This is a genomic window from Prevotella merdae, assembly GCF_900290275.1.
In the GTDB taxonomy this organism is placed as follows: Bacteria; Bacteroidota; Bacteroidia; order Bacteroidales; family Bacteroidaceae; genus Prevotella; species Prevotella merdae.
The window spans coordinates 1,150,014-1,169,815 of the sequence record NZ_LT985323.1 but is presented as its reverse complement, the minus strand read 5'-3'; the positions used below and the strand labels follow the sequence as shown (position 1 = coordinate 1,169,815).

General features: G+C 44.7%; 19 protein-coding genes and 1 rRNA gene. 11 read left to right on the top strand and 9 right to left on the bottom strand.

Annotated features, from left to right (window positions below; genetic code table 11):
- Position 1 precedes the first annotated feature (1 nt).
- The 3 genes from C9991_RS04750 to greA all read right to left on the bottom strand — a co-directional run bounded on the left by C9991_RS04750 (position 2) and on the right by greA (position 1,649).
- Positions 2–472 (bottom strand): T9SS type A sorting domain-containing protein, encoded by a 471-nt coding sequence (locus C9991_RS04750; RefSeq protein ID WP_106811422.1) that lies wholly within the window; start codon positions 470–472, stop codon positions 2–4.
- A 285-nt stretch (positions 473–757) separates the two neighbouring features.
- The gene (locus tag C9991_RS04745; RefSeq protein ID WP_106811421.1) at positions 758–1,156 is read right to left on the bottom strand and encodes an HIT family protein; all 399 of its coding nucleotides are present in this window, start codon (positions 1,154–1,156) and stop codon (positions 758–760) included.
- Positions 1,157–1,181: 25 nt separating this feature from the next.
- Positions 1,182–1,649, bottom strand: a complete 468-nt coding sequence (gene greA, locus C9991_RS04740; protein ID WP_106811420.1) for a transcription elongation factor GreA — start codon at positions 1,647–1,649, stop codon at positions 1,182–1,184.
- 332 nt (positions 1,650–1,981) lie between these two features.
- Here greA and C9991_RS04735 point away from each other — a divergent pair, with 332 nt between their 5' ends.
- On the top strand, positions 1,982–2,464 hold the full coding sequence (locus C9991_RS04735) for a hypothetical protein (protein ID WP_157949362.1): 483 nt from the start codon (positions 1,982–1,984) through the stop codon (positions 2,462–2,464).
- A gap of 95 nt (positions 2,465–2,559) precedes the next feature.
- On the top strand, positions 2,560–3,162 hold the full coding sequence (locus tag C9991_RS04730; RefSeq protein ID WP_106811418.1) for a GNAT family N-acetyltransferase: 603 nt from the start codon (positions 2,560–2,562) through the stop codon (positions 3,160–3,162).
- 308 nt (positions 3,163–3,470) lie between these two features.
- On the opposite strand, the gene pnp is transcribed toward C9991_RS04730, so the two are convergent.
- Positions 3,471–5,771: a polyribonucleotide nucleotidyltransferase gene (pnp, locus tag C9991_RS04725; protein ID WP_106811417.1), complete on the bottom strand. Its 2,301-nt coding sequence runs from the start codon at positions 5,769–5,771 to the stop codon at positions 3,471–3,473.
- Positions 5,772–5,924: 153 nt separating this feature from the next.
- Here pnp and crcB point away from each other — a divergent pair, with 153 nt between their 5' ends.
- Both crcB and C9991_RS04715 read left to right on the top strand, forming a co-directional pair.
- Positions 5,925–6,302 (top strand): fluoride efflux transporter CrcB, encoded by a 378-nt coding sequence (gene crcB / locus C9991_RS04720; RefSeq protein WP_106811416.1) that lies wholly within the window; start codon positions 5,925–5,927, stop codon positions 6,300–6,302.
- A 136-nt stretch (positions 6,303–6,438) separates the two neighbouring features.
- Positions 6,439–7,617, top strand: coding sequence for a thioredoxin-like domain-containing protein (locus C9991_RS04715; protein WP_106811415.1), 1,179 nt, complete (start codon positions 6,439–6,441; stop codon positions 7,615–7,617).
- A gap of 94 nt (positions 7,618–7,711) precedes the next feature.
- On the opposite strand, the gene C9991_RS04710 is transcribed toward C9991_RS04715, so the two are convergent.
- The 5 genes from C9991_RS04710 to rrf form a co-directional block, all read right to left on the bottom strand.
- The gene (locus C9991_RS04710; RefSeq protein WP_106811414.1) at positions 7,712–8,194 is read right to left on the bottom strand and encodes a CYTH domain-containing protein; all 483 of its coding nucleotides are present in this window, start codon (positions 8,192–8,194) and stop codon (positions 7,712–7,714) included.
- A gap of 61 nt (positions 8,195–8,255) precedes the next feature.
- Positions 8,256–8,396, bottom strand: coding sequence for a hypothetical protein (locus C9991_RS16830; protein ID WP_198643747.1), 141 nt, complete (start codon positions 8,394–8,396; stop codon positions 8,256–8,258).
- A gap of 80 nt (positions 8,397–8,476) precedes the next feature.
- Positions 8,477–9,595 carry a peptide chain release factor 2 gene (prfB, locus tag C9991_RS04700; protein WP_106811412.1) on the bottom strand — a complete coding sequence of 373 codons (1,119 nt, stop codon included), beginning with the start codon at positions 9,593–9,595 and terminating at the stop codon, positions 8,477–8,479.
- Positions 9,596–9,604: 9 nt separating this feature from the next.
- A complete protein-coding gene (locus C9991_RS04695) occupies positions 9,605–11,410 on the bottom strand; it encodes an AMP-dependent synthetase/ligase (protein WP_106811411.1) in 1,806 nt (601 codons plus the stop codon).
- Between the two features lie 373 nt (positions 11,411–11,783).
- A 5S ribosomal RNA gene (gene rrf, locus C9991_RS04690) occupies positions 11,784–11,896 on the bottom strand.
- Positions 11,897–12,648: 752 nt separating this feature from the next.
- Here rrf and C9991_RS17245 point away from each other — a divergent pair.
- From C9991_RS17245 to C9991_RS04660, 7 genes are all read left to right on the top strand, one after another.
- Positions 12,649–13,452, top strand: coding sequence for a glycoside hydrolase family 3 protein (locus tag C9991_RS17245; RefSeq protein WP_368356630.1), 804 nt, complete (start codon positions 12,649–12,651; stop codon positions 13,450–13,452).
- Positions 13,395–14,120: a fibronectin type III-like domain-contianing protein gene (locus C9991_RS17240; RefSeq protein WP_368356629.1), complete on the top strand. Its 726-nt coding sequence runs from the start codon at positions 13,395–13,397 to the stop codon at positions 14,118–14,120. The genes C9991_RS17245 and C9991_RS17240 overlap by 58 nt, the downstream gene beginning before the upstream one ends.
- A 248-nt stretch (positions 14,121–14,368) precedes the next feature.
- Positions 14,369–15,853 (top strand): carboxylesterase/lipase family protein, encoded by a 1,485-nt coding sequence (locus tag C9991_RS04680; protein WP_232823240.1) that lies wholly within the window; start codon positions 14,369–14,371, stop codon positions 15,851–15,853.
- 173 nt (positions 15,854–16,026) lie between these two features.
- Positions 16,027–16,374, top strand: coding sequence for a hypothetical protein (locus C9991_RS04675; RefSeq protein WP_106811410.1), 348 nt, complete (start codon positions 16,027–16,029; stop codon positions 16,372–16,374).
- A 99-nt stretch (positions 16,375–16,473) separates the two neighbouring features.
- On the top strand, positions 16,474–17,136 hold the full coding sequence (gene aat, locus C9991_RS04670) for a leucyl/phenylalanyl-tRNA--protein transferase (RefSeq protein ID WP_106811409.1): 663 nt from the start codon (positions 16,474–16,476) through the stop codon (positions 17,134–17,136).
- A gap of 50 nt (positions 17,137–17,186) precedes the next feature.
- Positions 17,187–17,489 carry an ATP-dependent Clp protease adaptor ClpS gene (locus C9991_RS04665; protein WP_106811408.1) on the top strand — a complete coding sequence of 101 codons (303 nt, stop codon included), beginning with the start codon at positions 17,187–17,189 and terminating at the stop codon, positions 17,487–17,489.
- A gap of 60 nt (positions 17,490–17,549) precedes the next feature.
- A complete protein-coding gene (locus C9991_RS04660) occupies positions 17,550–19,769 on the top strand; it encodes an AAA family ATPase (protein WP_232823239.1) in 2,220 nt (739 codons plus the stop codon).
- Positions 19,770–19,802 lie beyond the last annotated feature (33 nt).

Sequence of the window (19,802 nt, the reverse complement as noted above, 5' to 3'; positions counted from 1 at the left end):
TTTACTTGCTGAATTTTAAAGTTGTGTTGTTAATCTTGAGCACATAGACACCCTTCGACAAAGATGAGATGTTAAGTTGCTCGCCACGCCAATTGGCATAGCCTAACACTTTGGCACCGGCTGTGTTGAAAATATCAACAGAATAGTTCTTTGAGTTGTCGTAGCCGCCAATCTCAATAATGTTGCTGCCAGCCTTTACGCTTATCAAGAGATTCTCGTCCTTAACCTTAAGTCCGTTTACGCCTGTAGACACATCAAAGCTGATGTTGGTAATTTCGGCAATGTTAATGGTCTCTGTCTCCTTCGAGTTCTTGTTTACCTTCATGGTAGCGCCATCAAACGTGATTGACTCGATGTCGTCCATCTTGTAGACCTTTTGCCCCGAAGCTGTGTTCACGGTAACATTGTCTTGAGCATAACAAGCGGCACTTAGTGCCAAGCCTGCTGCAATTAGTAATTTTTTTCTCTTCATTTTATTATTGTTTATGGTTGTAACGTTTTGATAAGATAATCTTTAAAGTACTGACAAAAGACCACTCTCTATATATTAAGGTATTAAAAGGGCACTTAACCCCATAAGAACTTAACAATATGCAAATGTATGGAAATAAATTTAAAAGAACGAAACAATCGTCTATTTTTTTTGAAAAGAAACTTACAATTAGTAATTCTGAGTATGGTATATATAAAAAATAGGGTGTATCAGAACCATATGCTTACGGTTTGATACACCCTATTTGGTGTTTTATTGAAGTGTTTACAGCTTCTTGAACTCGCTGTAAATCTTATCGGCTATCTCCTTAAACTCCTCTTCAGAGAGTTTGAGTTTAGGATTAGAGAAAATCATGTCTTTCTCCGACTGCATTGGCACAAGATGTATGTGCGCATGCGGCACCTCAAGTCCGAGCACAGCCTCGCCCACCTTAATGCACGGGAATGCGCGCTTGATGGCTATAGCTACCTTCTTTGCAAAGACGTGATACTCGGCGAGCTCGTCGTCTTCCATATCGAAGATATAGTCTACCTCACGACGTGGTATAACCAGGGTATGACCCTTTACCAACGGATTGATGTCGAGGAAAGCGTAGAACTTGTCGCTCTCGGCACACTTGTAGCTGGGAATTTCGCCCGCAGCAATTTTAGAGAAAATGTCCATGATTGGTTCCTCCTTCTTTTAGTTATTATTCAATAGTGATCTTATCGATGCGCAAGTGGATTGTGCCACGCGGAATCTTAATCTCTACCTCGTCGCCCACCTTGTGGTTGAGCAAACCCTGTGCAATAGGAGTAGTGATAGAAATCTTGCCTTCACGCAGATTGGCCTCGCTCTCGCTTACGATTGTGTATGTCATCTTAGCCTTGTTGGTAAGATTGGTCATCTCCACCTTAGAGAGAATCTGTACACTGTCTGTGCTCAGACGTGATGTGTCTACAATTTTTGCCTCGGCTATAGCAAGCTTGATACGGTTTATCTTCTCTTCGAGATGAGCCTGTGCTTCCTTGGCAGCATCATATTCGGCATTCTCGCTTAAGTCGCCCTTGTCACGGGCTTCAGCGATGGCTGCCGATGCCTTAGGGCGCTCTACTGATTCGAGCTGCTTGAGTTCGGCAACGAGCTTGTCGTAGCCTTCTTGTGACATGTAAGCCATAATAAAATACTTGTTTTTGTTAGTTATTGTTTTTTCGCTTAGGCAATAAAAAAAACAAGAATTCCGACATTGGTCTTAGTGTCGAAATCCTCATTCTCTCGTGCCAATAAAATTTATTTCTTTTGCAAAGTTAAGGATTTAAATCCATATAAACAAGTTTTGCACGCTTTTTTCTCTTTTTCAGTGGTTTATGAGTGTTTACTTATTGCCTAAGCCGGATAGCAAGGCTTAAATACATATAGGATGGACTTGTATAGGTGAAACTATCGGAAACGATATTAATAAAGAATAAAGGGCTTTGCCGTGTTGGGGTTTCTCGTTATTTTTGCAGTATGAATAGGATAATCGCCATATACACCATGATGTGTTGCTGCTTAGCGGCAAGAGCACAGAAGATGCCGGTTGTAGCCGACATGGACACACGTGTGCCTATTGCGGGTGTCGTTGTAAGCACCAACAACGGGCAGCGTGTTGTTACCGATTATACAGGACGCTTTCATACGCAGTTGCCTTTCAGCAGCGCAACGGTTTCGAAGAAGCATTATATGCAACGCCGCGTGAACGCTACCGAACTACAGCAAGACACATTGTTCCTTATTCCGCAAGAGGTGGTGCTTAATGATGTGGTGGTTACGGCGCCTGGAATGAGCTTTGATATGAAGAAGGCTATGCAGAAGGAGATGGAGGTGGCACGACTGCCCAAACCTTCGGATGGATTTAATCTGCTTGGCCTGTTCAAACTAATAATGCCATCGGCCAAGGCTAAGGCACAATCGAGAGCGGGCAAGATAAAGAAGATTCTTGATAAATATTGAATGAGCCGTTGCAAGTATTTAGAATATGAAGAACTAACGCCTGGCTTAGGCACGTCAAACTATAACAACAACAAATTAATATTACATTATTTATTATGACTATTACAAAAGCTACTCCGGCACATGCAGCCGACATTGCGCAACTGATAATGACGGCAATGACAGAAGACTGCTGCCAGTTTCTGGCAGGCAAGGACCACACTCTTGACGATTTCTATCAGATGATGGTAAAGCTTGTGCTTATGGACGACTCGCAGTACAGCTGGCGCAACGCCTTTGTTGCGCTTGACGACGAGGCTACTAATGGCAACCTTGACTATGCTCCGGTTGCCGGTGCCATTGTAGGTTACGATGGTAAGGACTTGCGACGTCTGCGCCGACGTTTTCAGGAGGAGGCTCTAAGCTGTCTTAATATGGACTACACCAATATGGATGACGAGACACAGGAGGGCGAGTTTTACCTCGACTCGCTTGCTGTCTACTCTGAATATCGCAAGCGTGGCATTGCCTCTAAGCTGCTAAAGCATTTTGTAGAGTATGCTGCCGAGCTTGGTTTGCCTGCTGCTCTGCTTGTAGACAAGAACAATCCTAATGCCGAAAGACTTTATACATCACTGGGGTTTGTATATAAGAATGATGCTATGTGGGGTGGACACGAAATGCGCCACCTTGTACACGGAAAGGCACAAGGCAATTAGCGGGAAAAGAGTAATATATATTACTTTGCCATTTAATATAATTTACTTGCCAATTTAATATAATTTACTTGCCAATTTAATATAATTTACTTTGCCATTTAATACAATTTACTTGCCAATTTAATATAATTTACTTTGTGCCGTTGAATATATTTGGTCATTTAATATATATTACTTGAGCATTTAATATATTATGCTGACTTCAGGTAATACTTTAGTAAAATAATAGCATAAAAAATCCCTGCATCGCAACCTATGAGCTGCAATGCAGGGATTCTTTATTTTTATATGTGCTCTAATCAGTTAGATTAGATGTCGTTGTTGTGGTCGAGTGAGTCGTTGAAGTCCTTAGGTTCACGATGCTCACGGTTTTCGCGACGTCCGTCACGACGTTCGCCTCTTTCGCCACGTGGGCGACGCTCGCCTCTATCACCTCTTTCGCCACGAGGACGACGCTCACGCTCTACGTACCCTTCTGGTTTCGGGAGCAAGATACGATGAGAGAGCTTGTACTTGCCAGTCTTCGGGTCAATCTCCATAAGCTTAACCTTGATCTTGTCGCCTTCCTTGATGCCAGCCTCTTCAACTGTCTCAAGACGCTTCCAGTCAATCTCAGAGATGTGGAGCAATCCGTCCTTGCCAGGCATAATCTCAACAAAGCAACCGTAAGGCATGATAGAACGTACTGTACCCTCGTAAACCTCGCCTACCTCAGGGATAGCAACGATAGCCTTGATCTTGCCAAGAGCAGCATCGATAGCGTCCTTGTTAGGAGCAGATATCTGTACCTTGCCTACACCATCTGCCTCGTCGATAGTGATTGTAGCTCCAGTATCTTCTTGCATCTGCTGGATAATCTTGCCACCAGGGCCGATAACAGCACCGATGAACTCCTTAGGAATCTCAATCTGAATGATGCGTGGAACCTGTGGCTTCATCTCGGCACGTGGCTCAGAGATAGTCTCCAGCATGCAGTTGAGGATGTGCTCGCGGCCAGCCTTAGCCTGCATAAGAGCCTTCTCAAGAATCTCGAAGCTCAAACCGTCGCACTTGATATCCATCTGTGTTGCGGTCAAGCCCTTGGGTGTACCGGTGGTCTTGAAGTCCATGTCGCCAAGGTGGTCCTCGTCGCCGAGGATATCGCTAAGCACAGCATACTTCTCCTCGCCTGGGTTCTTGATAAGACCCATAGCGATACCTGATACAGGAGCCTTCATAGGTACACCAGCATCCATAAGAGCAAGTGTGCCGGCACATACAGTAGCCATAGATGATGAGCCGTTTGACTCAAGAATCTGGCTTACCAAACGTACTGTGTAAGGGAAATCCTCAGGAATCTGACCCTTAAGTCCGCGCCATGCCAAGTGGCCGTGACCTATCTCGCGACGTCCAACACCACGCTGAGCCTTAGCCTCGCCAGTACAGAACGGAGGGAAGTTATAATGAAGTAGGAAGCGCTGATAGCCCTTCTCCAATACATCGTCAACAAGCTTCTCGTCCATCTTTGTACCGAGAGTACATGTAGTGAGGCTCTGTGTCTCGCCACGTGTGAAGATAGAACTTCCGTGAGGCATTGGTAATGGAGAAACCTCACACCAAATAGGACGGATGTCCGTAGTCTTACGACCATCGAGACGCTTGCCCTCGTCGAGGATGCAACGGCGCATAGAGTCGCGCATAACGTCGGCATAATAGCGCACCATCTCTGCGTGCTTCTCGTCAAGCTCCTCAGGTGTAAGCTCTGTATGAGCTGCATCATAAGCCTCCTGGAAGTCAGAGAGAATCTTATCGAAAGCTTCCTCACGCGACTTCTTGTCGTGGTCGCCAGCCTCAGCAATAGCGTAGCACTTGTCGTAAGTCTCCTTGCGAATCTGCTCACGCAACTCCTCGTCGTTAACCTCATGGCAGTACTCGCGCTTAACATCAGTACCAAGTTCCTTAGAAAGCTCGGTCTGGAGCTCGCACATAGGCTTGATAGCAGCCATGGCAGCCTTGAGGGCGCCAATCATATCCTGCTCTGAAACTTCCTTCATCTCGCCCTCAACCATCATGATATTTTCGGCAGAAGCGCCTACCATGATGTCCATGTCGGCTTCCTTCATCTGCTCGAAGGTTGGGTTGATAACATACTCACCGTTGATGCGTGCTACGCGCACCTCAGAGATGGGGCATTCGAATGGGATATCTGAACAAGCCATTGCGGCTGAAGCTGCAAATCCTGCGAGAGCATCAGGCTGATCAACGCCATCGGCGCTGAGAAGCATGATCTGCACATATACCTCTGCATGGTAGTTAGACGGGAAGAGCGGACGGAGCACACGGTCAACAAGACGCGATGTAAGGATCTCGTTGTCACCTGACTTGCCTTCACGCTTTGTGAAACCGCCAGGGAAACGGCCTGCTGCTGCATACTGCTCTTTGTAGTCTACCTGCAAAGGCATGAAATCTGTTCCGGGAACTGCATCTTTTGCGGCACAAACAGTGGCGAGAAGTACGGTGTTGCCCATACGCAGTACAACACTTCCGTCGGTCTGCTTTGCCACTTTCCCGGTCTCAATGCTGATGGTTCTGCCATCAGGCAATGATACTGTCTTTGTAATTACGTTCATCTAAATCGTTATAATAACATCAAAAAATTAAATATGGTAGCAAAGTTAGTCATTTTCAATGGGATAAACGAACAATGCCGTGATATTTTTGTTTTTTTGTTTAAATTTCTACTTAACTTTGCAGGCTGAATTATAAAACTACAAATTTGTTTAATGATACGGTCTATTATTTTTGTGGCGCTGGGCGGCGGACTGGGTTCTGCATTGCGCTTTATTGTATCCAAATTGGTTCAGGACAATATGCCAGGCATCTTTCCTTATCCCACGCTGACGGTCAATCTCTTAGGTTGTCTGCTCATAGGCTTGTTCTATGGCATGTCGGCACGTGGCAATATTGGCAACGACTCGGTTAAGCTTTTGCTTACTACTGGACTTTGCGGAGGCTTCACTACCTTCTCCACATTCTGCAACGAGAACCTTTCGCTTATGCGTGGCGGACACGCCTTTGCCACATTACTATATACGGGTGGCAGCGTGATGCTTGGATTTGTGGCCGTGGCTGTGGGATATTGGATAGCGGAGAGAGTGTGAGGGATTAGACTGTTGTGTACATTTAACAAAACATCTTATAATACCAATTTTATTGGTTATACTTAATAAAGTATATAGGAAAAAGCAGTATCTTTGCAAGTTGAAAGTGAACTAAGAAGAAAAACAATAAAACAAGATGAATATCAAATCAATCAAACATCACGTTGCCCTTGTCGTTGCGGCATTGGCAATCATTGGAACTACGGCATGCAACGAACGCAAGTTTCATGTAGACGGAACAATCGAGAACGCTGCCGACTCTACTCTTTATTTTGAGAACATGAGTCTTAACGGACCTGTTAAGGTAGACTCGGTAAAATTGTCTGCCGATGGATCTTTCTCGTTCGACGGCAAAGCTCCTTCTGCTCCTGAGTTCTATCGTCTGCGTATTGCAGGACAAATTATCAACATCGCTATCGACTCTACCGAGACTGTAAATGTAAAGGCACAGTATCCAAGCATGGCTTCGCAGTATGAGGTGAGCGGTTCGGACGACTGTACCCGCATTAAAGAGTTGGCTATTATGCAGATGCAATTGCAGAGCCAGATAAATATGATTGCCAACAATCCGCAGCTTGGCGCTGATGCCGTGAACGACAGCATAAACAAAGTGATAGAGAATTATAAGGGCATTGTCAAGACACAGTATATCTTCAAGGAACCAATGAAGGCCTCGTCTTACTTTGCATTGTTCCAAACTCTGTATGCTGGTGGACAGTCGCTGCTTATCTTCAATCCGCGCTCGTCGGCAGAAGATGTAAAGGTATTTGCTGCTGTGGCTACAAGTTGGGACACTTTCTATCCTAACGAGGAGCGTGGCGAGAATCTACACAACATAGCTATTGAGGGAATGAAGGACGTGCGCCTTTTACAAAGCCGAATGGCAGGCACTACTATAGATGCCTCTAAGGTTCAGACAACTGGCATTGTCGACTTTACACTTGCCGACAACAAGGGTGTGCAACGCAGCTTGTCGTCGTTGAAGGGCAATGTTGTTTTGCTCGACTTCCATCTCTTTGCCAACGAGAAGTCGATGCAGCGCATTATGATGTTGCGCGAACTTTACAACAAGTATCACGCTGCAGGATTCGAGATATATCAGGTTTCGGTTGACCCGGACGAGCATTTCTGGAAAACTCAGACAGCAGCCTTGCCTTGGGTGTCTACACGTGTGGACGAAAATACACAGAAGGTGCTGCAATTGTATAATGTGGGACAGATTCCAACCTTCTTCTTGCTCGACAAGAACTGCAACGTTGTTAAGCGCGACGTACAGATAAAGGATATTGACGCGGAGATTAAGGCTTTGCTGTAAAACGAGAATTGTTCGTGTAATGAACGGGCTAATAACGAACATTACACGAACAATATATTAACGTCAATTAAACGATTGTGCATACACTGGAAAATTACTTCCAGTTCTTATACGGATTGCGAAGGAGCTGCGAATTATAGTAACGGCGGTCGCCTGTAACTTCATCACCAATGAAAGACGGCTTTGTATACGGCTCGTCTTTGGACGAAAGCTCAACCTCGGCTATCACAAGTCCTTCGTTGTCGCCGAAGAACTCGTCTACCTCAAACGTGTGATGTCCGTCAGAACTCTTTACCAACCAACGACGCTTGTCTATAACACCACCACGACAAAGCTCAAAGAGATGCTTGGCCTCGTCGTTGGTTATCTCCTTTTCAAACTCATAACGCGATAATCCAGTACGGTCGCTATGGCTCTTAATGGTAAGCCACGAACGGTCGTCACGAGTACGAACTCTTACTGTAGCCGACTCGCACGGCATATAGCCTTGCTTGATATGGCTTGAAGAAAAGGCGGCTTCTTTCCAGGAGCCGCCTTTCTTTATAAGGAACTTACGTTCAATTTCTAATCCACTCATATTATTTATATATTAAATAATGTGTGTCTTTTTATTAATGTTGAAATGAAAAGTGTGTGTTTTATGCCTGTGTGAAGGTCCAAACAGCAAATGCCACACCGAGGATTATAAGACCCCATACGATGTACTCCACTACTTTCTTTCCTTCTTTTTCTTGCTTCTTAGCGTATCTTTCACGCTTTATTCTACTGTTTTGGCTCATAGTTATATAAATTTTGAGTTTTGAATTGTGCGCTTTGCGCATTTTGAATTATTGAGTTGTGAATTATGAGTTGTCGACGCTTAAGCATCGACAACTGGAAACTCCATAAGGTATGCCTTTATGAATCCGTCTATCTTACCGTCCATAACACCGTCCACATCTGCAGTCTGATAACCAGTACGGTGATCCTTAACGCGGCGGTCGTCAAACACATAGCTGCGTATCTGACTGCCCCACTCTATCTTTTTCTTGCCTGCCTCTATCTTGGCCTGGGCCTCAAGACGCTTCTTCATAGCACGATCGTAGAGTTGAGATTTGAGCAATCGCATAGCATTATTGCGGTTCTCAAGCTGCTTACGACTTTCGGTATTCTCAATGAGAATCTCTTCTTCCTCGCCTGTATCAGGATCAGTATATTGATAGCGCAAACGAACACCAGTCTCAACCTTATTGACATTCTGTCCACCGGCGCCACCCGAACGGAAAAGGTCCCATGATACCTTTGAAGGATCTACATATACCTCTATAGTATCATCTACAAGTGGCGAAACGAAAACCGAAGCAAACGATGTCATTCGCTTGCCTTGCGCATTAAAGGGAGACACACGCACAAGACGGTGTACTCCATTCTCGCTCTTGAGATAGCCGTAGGCATATTCGCCACCCTCTATCTCCATTGTCACACTCTTTATTCCGGCTTCATCGCCTTCCTGAAGGTTGGAAATTGTAACCTTATGGCCATGCGCCTCTGCCCAACGCATATACATACGCATAAGCATCTGTGCCCAGTCTTGACTCTCGGTACCACCTGCGCCAGAGTTTATCTTTAACACACAGTCCATAAGGTCTTCCTTCTGGCGCAACATGTTCATCAATTCGAGGTTCTCTATAGCAGTAATTGCAGCATTATAGTCTGCATCCACCTCTTCTTCTGTCACAAGTTCCTCCTTGTGATAATCGAAGGCAAGCTGTAATTCGTCGGCAAGACGGCGCACCTGCTCATAGCCCTTTATCCACTTCTCAATAGACTTTACCTTCTTCATTTGCTCTTCTGCAAGCTTTGGATCGTCCCAGAAGTCGGGAGCCTGTGTGCGCAACTGCTCCTCTTCAAATTCTACCTTCTTTTGGTCTATATTAAGATAATGGTTGAGCGCATCGGCACGCTCAATTACATCTTTTAGTTGATCGGCTGTTATCATATAAAACTACTATTCGTACATTTTGTCGATTACGTCCTTGAAGTTTTTGTAAATTACCGGACGACGTATCTTCAACGTGTTTGTAAGCTCGCCCGACTCCAAAGAGAAGTGATGAGCAATAAGCGTGAATCGCTTAATCTGCTCATAGCTTGCAAGCTGCTGTTGCAATGTTTGTATACGCTCCATCATCATCTTGTGCACCTTAGGATCTGCACACAATGCTTCGCGACTGTCTGCAGTTACACCGTGGTCCTTTGCCCACTCCTCGACAAGACGGAACTCTGGAACTATAAGAGCCGAAACGAACTTGCGCTCGTTGGCTATCACCACAACTTGATCTATAAACTTATCAACCAATAACAGCGATTCTATCATTTGCGGAGCGATATACTTGCCATTGCTGGTCTTGAACAGGTCCTTTATACGGTCGGTCAAGAATAGTTCACCGTTTTTAATATAGCCTGCATCACCAGTACGGAAGTAACCGTCCTCTGTAAACGCTTCTTTATTAGCAGCATCGCGTCGATAGTAACCAACTGTAATAGTAGGACCCTTAAGCAGAATCTCGTCGTTATCTCCAATCTTCACATCAATTCCATTAATTGGACGTCCCACCGAACCAATTGTGTAAGGCATATTCTCGCGGTCGCAACTTACTGTGGCAAGACTCTCGGTCAAACCATAACCAACAACCATGTTCAAACCAACGGAATGAGCAAAACGCTCTACCTCAGGCGAAACAGCAGCTCCGGCTGTCGGGAATATATTGGCATTCTCCAAACCCAACTGCTTGCGTACAAGACGTAATACCATCTTATCAAACACCTTATACTCCATAGCAAGCATTGGAGACGGACGCTTGCAGCGGCTCTTGCACTCTAGGTTATACTTACGGCCAATTTCCAAAGCATGACGGAATAATTTCTGCTGCATAGGGTTGGAACGATCTATCTTGTCTTTTACAGCTTGGTATACCTTCTCCCAGAAACGGGGTACCGACGACATTGATGTTGGATGAGTTTCGCGCATTGACTGCTGTATCTCATGAGGATCTGTATTAATAATAATATGTGCACCCTCAGAGAAGGCCAGATACGACCAACCACGCTCAAAGATATGAGTGATTGGTAAAAACTCTATTATTCGGTCTTTCTCAGATATAGGCACAACCTCATCATTAGCCTTTAAAGCTGCTGAATACTGTCCGTAAGTCAGCATAACACCTTTCGGGTCACCAGTAGTACCTGAAGTGTATAGGATATTACAGAGATCAGAGTCATTGGATTCTTGATAAAGTTTCTCCACTTCACTTTGACGTGGCAATCCTTCACCCAACTTCAAAAAGTCATCGAAGTATAGAGCTGCAGGATCATGTGTGGAGATTCGTACAGAACGATCAAAAATAATAATACGCTCGAGCGAATGACATAGTCCAAATACACGATGAGCCTTGTCATACTGTTCTTGTTCACCAACAAATAGGAATCGTATCTGAGCATCGTTTATCATATACTGAATCTGCTGTTCAGAAGAAGTAGCATAGAACGGTATCGATGTAACACGCACACCGTATGCACCAAAGTCGGTTATGAGATACTGTATGGCGTTCTGAGAGAATACGCCAATTGTCTCCTGCGGCTTAGCACCCAGGTTGAGCAAAGCGTTACTTGCTTGCTTCACCAACTGAGAGAAACTATTGTAGCTCATGGTTTTCCACGCAGAGCCACCAAAGTCCTTATATGTAAAGGCTTCGCGCTCTCCATACTTCTCTGCCTGCTTTTGGGCGAGAACCGAAAGATGACATCTTGTTTGCATAGTGATTTGTTTTTATATGGTTGCAATTACGCAATCTAATATGAATATGCAAAAATACGCTAAAAATAGCAAAGAACAAAACAAAAACATTAAAAAAGCTGTTTGACAAAGGAATTGTTAGCATTTGGATATAATACTGCAAGTTGCTGTACCAAGTAAGAGCCTATAAAAAAGCAATAAGATGTTTCATTACATGTCACAAGTCATATAAATTACATGATTAAAAAGACAATTAAAAGAACGCATACAAAGAACGCATACTATATATATAATATAAGGTACGTATATAATAATGTGTAACGCGTGTAAAAGGAAGAATAAGGACATAAAAAAAAGGTCTCCAAAGTCGTTAGACCTTGAAGACCTCAACTAAAGAAGGCAGCCACCTACTCTCCCGCATTGCATTGCAGTACCATCGGCGCAAGCGGGCTTAACTTCTCTGTTCGGAATGGGAAGAGGTGGGACACCGCCGCAATAACCGCCTAAAGTTCGTTCGCNTGACTATAGGCATAAGTAGTCAACTATAAGTATGACTAAAATTAAATAAGTCAACGTGAATTATAAATAAGTAATAACTGAGTCAACTTGTATTATCAATAATACTTAGAGTGGTCAACTAAAATCGTTAAACCACACATAAAGTGATAGGCTAAAACAATTAAACCACATAGATTATTGGAATAAACACATTATCCCCCAACATGTTTCTTTGCGGAGATATGAAGGGTAATTTTATTTGTGACTATAGGCATAAGTAGTCAACTATAAGTATGACTAAAATTAAATAAGTCAACGTGAATTATAAATAAGTAATAACTGAGTCAACTTGTATTATCAATAATACTTAGAGTGGTCAACTAAAATCGTTAAACCACAATTAAAATCTCTATTCCGTGACACGGAATGGCCATTCCGTGACGTGGAACGCGCATTCCGTGACACGGAACGGCCGTTCCGTGTCACGGAATAGAACTTTTAAATATTATATACGACCATTAAAATCATGCTTACCTATTATCAAATTCAGGCTATAGGTTGAGTGTGCGGATATTTTTTGTAGTTTTCGAGTATAATATTGGAGGTTCAGGAGTTTACTTTTATTATTAATCTGTTTTTGCTAACAGTTTGGTTATCAATATTTTAACTTTCAAGAAAGTTTACTTTAGCACTTACACAAAGGTAAAGTGAGTCGATATTGTTCGTAACTTTGCACCAGACAAAAAACAAAACCCAAACCTATGCTAAAGGCAAAATTTTTAACCCTATGCGCATCCACATTATTTATAAGTGCAAGCGCTCAAACTCCCAAGCTTGGAGTCGACCCAATTGAAAAAGTGATTAACGCTATGACTCTCGACGAGAAGCTAAACGTTCTCATCGGATCGGCAGGCAACGTAAAGAGCGATGCCACAGCGACAATCGGTTCTTCAGCCGAACTTGTTCCAGGTGCAGCCGGTCAGCTTAACGCAATTCCACGATTGGGAATACCCGCAACTGTTGTTGCCGACGGTCCTGCCGGACTCCGTATCAAACCTACACGCGAAGGCACATTCAAGACCTTCTACTGCACCCATTTTCCTATAGAGACAGTTATGAGTTCTACTTGGAATGTAGATCTTGTAGGACAGATTGGCGCAGCCATGGGTGATGAGGTAAAACACTATGGTGTAGACGTATTGCTTGCACCAGCCACCAACATCCACCGCAATCCATTGAACGGAAGAAACTTTGAGTACTACTCTGAAGATCAACTACTATCAGGCAAAATTTGTGCAGCAATGGTAAATGGAGTACAGAGCAATGGTGTAGGCACATCGCTAAAGCACTTTGCCCTTAACAACCAGGAGACCAACCGTACAAGCAACAACGTTATCGGTACTCCGCGTACATTCCGCGAAATATATCTCAAGCCATTCGAGATTGTTGTAAAGGAAGCACAGCCCTGGACAGTCATGACATCTTATAATAAGGTGCTACCTTGCAGATGGAGGCAGGCAACGACTTGCTTATGCCTGGCAAACTATCGCAGCGCGAAGAACTAAAGAAGGCTGTGCTCAACGGTCATCTCTCAATGGAGATTATCGACCGCAACGTTAAGCACATCCTCGAATACATCCTTAAGACACCACGCTTTAAAGGATATGTAGCCGACAACAATCCAGACCTTAAAGCTCATGCAGTAGTAACACGCAACGCAGCCCTTGAGGGAATGGTTTTGCTTAAGAACCTCAAAAATACGCTTCCTATCAAGAGCAATGTGAAGAATGTGCCAGTATCTTATCCTTTCGGTTATGGCCTCAGCTACACCAACTTCAAGTATGGCAAGCCATCGGTAACAACCGACACCAAGGGCGACATCACCGTAAAGGTAGAAGTAAAGAACACAGGCAAGGTAGCCGGCAAGGAAGTTGTTCAGACCTACGTATCGGCACCTGGCAAGGATATGGACAAGCCAGTACGCGAGCTTAAGGCATTTGCCAAGACACGCAAGCTGAACCCAGGCGAGAGTGAGATGATAACAATGACAATCCCTTACGAAAGTCTTGCTTCGTTCAACGAAACAGCAAGCCAATGGCAGGTTGAGGGCGGTCAGTACACAGTTATGGTTGCCAAAAACGCAGCCGACATGAAGCCTCTTACATCAACAGTAAATATTGAGGGCAAGGTTACAGAGGCAGTACGTCCAAGCCTCTTGCCTGAGCAGAAATAATAAAGCACAAATAAGGGAGTGCCGAAATAAGCAATATGCAAGTTTTGGCACACCCTTCTAAAAAACTAAAGACAATTTTAATTTAAAAAATATATAAGGTATAGGTAAATTGTAACTGAAGAAGGATAAAATAGTAGATTGTAACAGAAAAAGAGTAAATTTGTAGATTGTAACTAAATAAGCAGTATTTGAGAGTTGAACAGATAACTACGAAAAGATATAATTTAAACATAAAAGTCATTATACGTATGAGAAAATCATTTCTGACATTTATGCTTACATTGCTCACAGGAGTATTGTTTGCACAACAACCCACAAGAGTAAACGTTGCCGAAGGCACACTTGAGGGCATCAACGAGTCGGGTATAAAAACATTCAAGGGCATTCCCTTTGCAGCACCTCCAGTAGGCAATCTTCGCTGGAAGGCTCCACAGCCAGTAGAGAAATGGCAAGGCATACGCCAAGCTAAAGAATATGGGCCAAACCCTATGCAGGAGAATTTATTCGGCGACATGAACTTTGGTACTAAGAAGATGAGTGAGGACTGTCTGTACCTTAACGTATGGACACCAGCAAAGACAATGAACGAGCATCTGCCTGTACTTATATACTTCAATGGTGGTGGTCTGATGTGCGGTAGCGGCAGTGAGCCAAGATATGCAGGCGATGCTATGGCACGCAAGGGCATCATATCAGTTACAGCCAACTATCGCGAGGGCATATTCGGATTCTTTGCACATCCGCAACTCTCTAAGGAGACATCGTATAAGGGTTCGGGCAATTATGGATTCCTCGATCAGGTGGCTGCCATCAAATGGATAAAAGATAATATAGCAGCATTCGGTGGCGACCCTAACCGTATCACTATCGTAGGCGAGTCGGCAGGCTCAATGTCGGTTAGCTCGCTTATGGCATCACCTTTGTGCAAAGGATTGTTCGCCCAGGCAATGGGTTCAAGCGGTTCGGTTATTGGAACAAAGAAGGTTGCCACACTTAAGGAGGCTGAGACCCAGGGCTTAGAAATGACGAAAAAAATTGGCTGCAAGAATATTAAGGAATTGCGTTCGCTCTCTGCCGAGGAGCTTATGAAGAAGGCAGGTGTAAAGAGTGTACCTACATACAACATCGACGGATACTTCTGGACAAAGCAGCCCTACGATGTATTTGCCAATGGCGAGCAGACTAAGGTGCCATTGCTTATAGGTGGCAACAATCAGGAGATGAATGCCATGTTCATTCTGCGTGGCAAGCCAGCCACAATCGAGAATATGAAAGAAGCAGCACGCGCTATCTATGGCGATGCTACCGACGAACTGTTCAAGCTCTATGGCCTCAACACAGATGCCGACGTTATGGGACAACCAGGCAACAATCTTGCCGGTGACATCTTCCTCGACTATTCTACATGGAAGTGGGGCAATATGCACAAGCTTACTGGAGGACAGCCAGTATATCGCTACCGTTATTGTCACCCACGTCCTGACATGGTATTGAAGGACAAGGTTGCAGGTCTTGCTGGCGGTGTTCAGGATAAGACCTCAGACACACCTGCCGCTCCAAAGAATATTGGCGCAGTTCACTCTGCCGATATTGAGTATGCCATGGGTACACTGCCAACTAACCGCGTGTACGACTGGCAACCTGAGGATTACACAATATCAGATATCTTCAGCAACTACTACGTCAACTTCGTTAAGAATGGCAACCCTAATGGTCTTGGCCTCATCGAATGACCTACAACCAACGGCAAAGCTATAGCTCCGGTTCTGCAGATCGACGCCAACACATTTGTTAAGGAAGACCCTAACATGGAGAAGCGTTACGAGATTATGGACCAATTGTTCTGGAAGTAATAATACCTGTATATGGCGGACTGAACGACTTTACTCAACTAAGACTCGACCAAGTGCAGTTTATCAAGAAGGAATTGTCGAGTCGTGAGTTCAAGTCGGCACGCAATCACGTACTTATAAGCCATATACCCATATTCGGCAATACCGACAACTATCGTCCTTGCACAGATTTATGGGGTCCTATGCTTAGCCATGCACCATTCAATGTGGCACTTGCCGCACACACCCATAATGCCAAGTTCTATCCAAATGGTGTTGACGGATGCCGCTATCCGGTATATGTAGGAGGCGGATACAATAAGAAGGATGCCACAGTGGCAGTGCTCACTTGCCGTAAAGGCAAGCTAAGCATGCGTGTATTGTCTGATAATCCCGGAACACGCTGGACATTGAACGAATAGTAAAAGAGTTGCGTGCCTTGTCTATCTTGCCCGACGTAATGAGGTTGATTTCTACGAATAAAACAATAATAAGATGTCGTTTTTTTATAAATTTGCAGTATGATATACAGACTCGACAAAAAACGCTTAGTTTTTCCTAATCCAAGGCTTGGCGATTCGGATGGACTATTTGCCGTAGGAGGCGACTTGAGCACAGACCGTTTGCTGCTTGCCTACTCCAACGGTATATTTCCATGGTATTCCTTTCGCGACTGTCGCGAGATACATTGGTATTGCCCTATGAACCGCTTTGTAATATTCCCAGACGAGATACACGTGTCGCATTCTATGCGAACCTTCCTCAACCAGCATGCCGAACAATACACATGTACTATCGACAACGATTTTGATGGCGTAATACACAATTGTTCACAACTGCGCTACAACGAGCAGGGTGCATGGTTGGGCAAAGACATGATTGAGGCTTACACCAGACTACACCAACAAGGATTTGCACACAGTGTGGAGGTGTGGGATGAGCATACCGACCAACTGGTAGGTGGACTATACGGTGTGGCTATAGGCTCAAGCTTCTTCGGCGAGAGTATGTTCTCGCTCGTGCCTAACGGCAGCAAGATAGCCCTTATACATCTTGCAAGGTTTATGCAGCAGAATGGCGGCAAACTTATAGACTGCCAGTTTGAGACACCACATCTTAAGTCAATGGGTGGCCGACACATCAGCTACGACGAATACATGAAGATTGTGTCGTCCGACTATTAATGCACAAATATATCATCGTCTTATTATTTATAACAAATATACACTAAGATATGTCAAACCAACAGACATCACTACGCGACCGCACCGACACAAAAATACGAGAGCCACAACGATTCAAGGTGATAATATACAACGACGACTTCACCACAATGGACTTTGTTGTGCACATTCTCAAGTCGGTGTTTTTTAAGTCTACTACCGAAGCCGAGACCTTAATGCTGGATGTTCACCATCATGGCAGCGCAACCGTTGGCGTATACAGCTACGATATAGCCAAGTCTAAGGTGCGCAAGGCTACAATTATGGCCCGCGAGGCCAACTTTCCTTTGCGACTTGAATGCAAGCCCGAATAGCATAGGGAACCATTATTTTAATAAGAATATACACTAACACGACATAACACACACAAGACTTTGAAAAATAGCAATTTCACAGCCTCAGCCATTAAGCGAGCAATAGAGTTGTGCGGTACAATGCGACACGAGTTCCTTACACCCGAACACGTGCTATATGCCATAACCGAACAACTGCCCTTCTTCTACTCATTATCCGAGGTTAACGTACAGATACAAGACATGCAGAACTATCTGCAAAAGACATTAGAACAGATGGAGAGAGTGCCCGACGACGCACATTATTCCATAGAGGGATCCGAACAGTTTACACAGATGATGTCGTTGGCAATGAAGCAGGCGCAGAATGCCGAGGTAGACACCATAGACATTCCACATATCGTGGCGGCTATGCTTATGCTCGACGACTCTTCTGCCGCATATATCTTGCACGACATGATTGGCTCATCGCAAGCACAATTATTTGAAGCCATGCTGTGCTATTACGATGACAACGTGTCTACTGACGAGCCTATTGACGAAACAGAGGAACTTGACTTCAACAACGCTCCTTGGCGACAGCTCGTTACTTGCCTTAACGATACATATACTCAGCACAATCCGCTAATAGGACGAAACAACGAACTGGAGCGAACAATACAAGTGTTGTGCCGCAAAGACAAGAACAATCCACTACACGTTGGCGAGGCTGGAGTGGGCAAGACTGCTCTTGTATACGGACTTACTGCGATGATTGAGCGTGGCGATGTGCCCCAACGACTTAAAGGTGCCAAGGTATATATGATGGATATGGGCACTATGGTGGCGGGCACACAGTTTAGAGGCGATTTCGAAAAGCGCATCAAGCAGGTAATGGACGGCCTTTCTGCCGAGGGCAACGCCATATTATATATAGACGAGATTCACAACCTTGTTGGAGCCGGACGCAATGGCGACTCGGCTCTCGATGCTTCGAATATGCTCAAACCTTATCTCGAAAATGGTGCCATACGCTTTATTGGCTCTACCACATACGAGGAATACAACCGCTACATTGCCAAGCAGAAGTCGCTTGTACGCCGATTCCAACAGATAGATATTCCTGAGCCTTCGCTCAACGAGGCTGTGGCAATACTCAATGGTCTTAAAGGCAGCTACGAGAAGTTTCATGGCGTAAAGTATAGTAAGGGTTGCATAGAGCACGCAGTGGAGCTTACAGCCAAACACATTAGCGACCGCTTTCTGCCCGACAAGGCTATTGACCTTATCGACGAGGCTGGAGCCTACCGCGAAACTCATCCTCTAACTACACAGAAACGACAAACTGTTGACAACAACCTGCTTAACAACATTCTTGCAAAAATGTGCAAGATTGACGCCGAGGCGCTTCGCACCCAACAGAACGACACATTGCTGACGCTTGCCGACAATATGCGAGCACAGATATACGGACAAGACAAGGCTATAGACAGCGTTGTGGAAGCTGTGCAAATGGCTAAAGCCGGACTTGGCGACGAGCTTAAACCTATGGCAAGTCTGCTGTTTGTAGGACCTACTGGTGTAGGCAAAACCGAAGTGGCACGCCAGTTGGCTGCACAACTGGGCGTTAAGCTCGTTAGGTTTGATATGAGCGAATATGCCGAGAAGCATGCCGTATCCAAGCTAATAGGCTCGCCTGCCGGATATGTGGGCTACGAGGATGGCGGATTGCTTACCGATGCCATACGCAAGACACCCAACTGCGTGCTGCTGTTCGACGAGATTGAAAAGGCACATAGCGATATATACAACATCTTTTTACAGATAATGGACTATGCATCGCTTACGGACAACCGTGGCCAGAAAGCCGACTTCCGCAACGTGGTTATCATACTCACATCAAATGCTGGTGCACAGCATGCGTCGCAAGCCAACATAGGCTTTGCCAGCAACACATCAAAAGGCGAGGCTATGATGTCGCAGGTGAAGAAGACATTCAAGCCCGAATTCATCAACCGCCTTACCGACATCGTGGTATTCAACGATATGGACAACCATATGGCACAACTTATACTCGACAAGTCGTTACGCCGACTAACCGACAAACTGCAACAAAAGAATGTGGAGCTTACAGTGGCAGACAGTGCCAAAGAGTTGTTGCTCGAAAAGGGTTTCACACGCGAATACGGAGCACGTCAGATAGATCGTACTGTCGACTCTATGCTCAAACCTCTGCTTATGCGCGAGATACTATTTGGCAAGTTGCGCAAAGGCGGAAAGACAAAGGCAGAAGCCCACGACGGCAAGATTGTGCTAACTTGACATTACAAAACGATAAAAAGGTATCAAAAATTA

Bases quoted from the DNA above. Each gene is read 5' to 3' on its own strand.
- C9991_RS04750 (WP_106811422.1), bottom strand. From the start codon at position 472: ATGAAGAGAAAAAAATTACTAATTGCAGCAGGCTTGGCACTAAGTGCC.
- C9991_RS04745 (WP_106811421.1), bottom strand. From the start codon at position 1,156: ATGGACATTTTCTCTAAAATTGCTGCGGGCGAAATTCCCAGCTACAAG.
- greA (WP_106811420.1), bottom strand. From the start codon at position 1,649: ATGGCTTACATGTCACAAGAAGGCTACGACAAGCTCGTTGCCGAACTC.
- C9991_RS04735 (WP_157949362.1), top strand. From the start codon at position 1,982: ATGAATAGGATAATCGCCATATACACCATGATGTGTTGCTGCTTAGCG.
- C9991_RS04730 (WP_106811418.1), top strand. From the start codon at position 2,560: ATGACTATTACAAAAGCTACTCCGGCACATGCAGCCGACATTGCGCAA.
- pnp (WP_106811417.1), bottom strand. From the start codon at position 5,771: ATGAACGTAATTACAAAGACAGTATCATTGCCTGATGGCAGAACCATC.
- crcB (WP_106811416.1), top strand. From the start codon at position 5,925: ATGATACGGTCTATTATTTTTGTGGCGCTGGGCGGCGGACTGGGTTCT.
- C9991_RS04715 (WP_106811415.1), top strand. From the start codon at position 6,439: ATGAATATCAAATCAATCAAACATCACGTTGCCCTTGTCGTTGCGGCA.
- C9991_RS04710 (WP_106811414.1), bottom strand. From the start codon at position 8,194: ATGAGTGGATTAGAAATTGAACGTAAGTTCCTTATAAAGAAAGGCGGC.
- C9991_RS16830 (WP_198643747.1), bottom strand. From the start codon at position 8,396: ATGAGCCAAAACAGTAGAATAAAGCGTGAAAGATACGCTAAGAAGCAA.
- prfB (WP_106811412.1), bottom strand. From the start codon at position 9,595: ATGATAACAGCCGATCAACTAAAAGATGTAATTGAGCGTGCCGATGCG.
- C9991_RS04695 (WP_106811411.1), bottom strand. From the start codon at position 11,410: ATGCAAACAAGATGTCATCTTTCGGTTCTCGCCCAAAAGCAGGCAGAG.
- C9991_RS17245 (WP_368356630.1), top strand. From the start codon at position 12,649: ATGCTAAAGGCAAAATTTTTAACCCTATGCGCATCCACATTATTTATA.
- C9991_RS17240 (WP_368356629.1), top strand. From the start codon at position 13,395: ATGGAGGCAGGCAACGACTTGCTTATGCCTGGCAAACTATCGCAGCGC.
- C9991_RS04680 (WP_232823240.1), top strand. From the start codon at position 14,369: ATGAGAAAATCATTTCTGACATTTATGCTTACATTGCTCACAGGAGTA.
- aat (WP_106811409.1), top strand. From the start codon at position 16,474: ATGATATACAGACTCGACAAAAAACGCTTAGTTTTTCCTAATCCAAGG.
- C9991_RS04665 (WP_106811408.1), top strand. From the start codon at position 17,187: ATGTCAAACCAACAGACATCACTACGCGACCGCACCGACACAAAAATA.